Annotated in this window: 1 protein-coding gene; it reads right to left on the minus strand. The window is 37.4% G+C overall.

The window, feature by feature from the left end; all coding sequences use genetic code 11:
* Positions 1-118 precede the first annotated feature (118 nt).
* The gene (gene cysE, locus QVO42_RS06785; RefSeq protein WP_022425388.1) at positions 119-658 is read right to left on the minus strand and encodes a serine O-acetyltransferase; all 540 of its coding nucleotides are present in this window, start codon (positions 656-658) and stop codon (positions 119-121) included.
* Positions 659-713: the final 55 nt, after the last annotated feature.

The raw sequence follows: 713 nt of genomic DNA on the forward strand, positions 1-713 counted from the left end.
GAACTGAAAGTTGTTTTTCATTTTTTCCCTTTGGGGAATGCCTCGGCTTTCTCTTAGGAGGCGAATGCTCTATCCAGCTGAGCTACTGAGACACTTACAAAGGAGCTTATGCCCCTTTTTATAATTCGCGATGTACTTTGACACCATTCTCTTTCACAATCATACCAGGAACACCTACTACTGTACAGTTTGGTGGTACATCTTTTAATACAACTGAATTCGCACCTACAATACTGTTATCTCCTATAGTAATATCACCAATGATTTTTGCACCAGCTGAAATCATTACATTATTGTGTAAGGTTGGATGTCTTTTACATGTATGTTCTCCTGTACCTACCCCTCCAAGAGTCACACCTTGATATAATAAACAATCATCACCAATAATGGTTGTTTCCCCAATTACAACTCCCATACCATGGTCAATAAATAATCGTTTACCAATGGTTGCACCTGGATGAATTTCAATCCCTGTAAAAAAGCGTGCTACTTGTGACAGGAAACGTGCAATTAATTTCATATGACATTTTGTCCATAAGAAATGATTGATGCGATAAAAAAAGATAGCATGTACACCTGGATAGTTCAATATGACATTGAACCAGTTACGTGATGCTGGATCATTTTCTAATACTGCACCAACAATAGTTTTCGCCATTCTCCCCACTCCTTTTTCCCTATTATAAGGATTTATCATTTGATGGTCAAACAAT

The sequence above is a fragment of the Catenibacterium sp. CAG:290 genome, assembly GCF_000437715.1.
In the GTDB taxonomy this organism is placed as follows: Bacteria; Bacillota_I; Bacilli_A; order Erysipelotrichales; family Coprobacillaceae; genus Catenibacterium; species Catenibacterium mitsuoka_A.

What these genes read in the sequence shown, in the direction of transcription:
- cysE (WP_022425388.1), bottom strand. Translation starts at nt 658, where the DNA reads ATGGCGAAAACTATTGTTGGTGCAGTATTAGAAAATGATCCAGCATCA.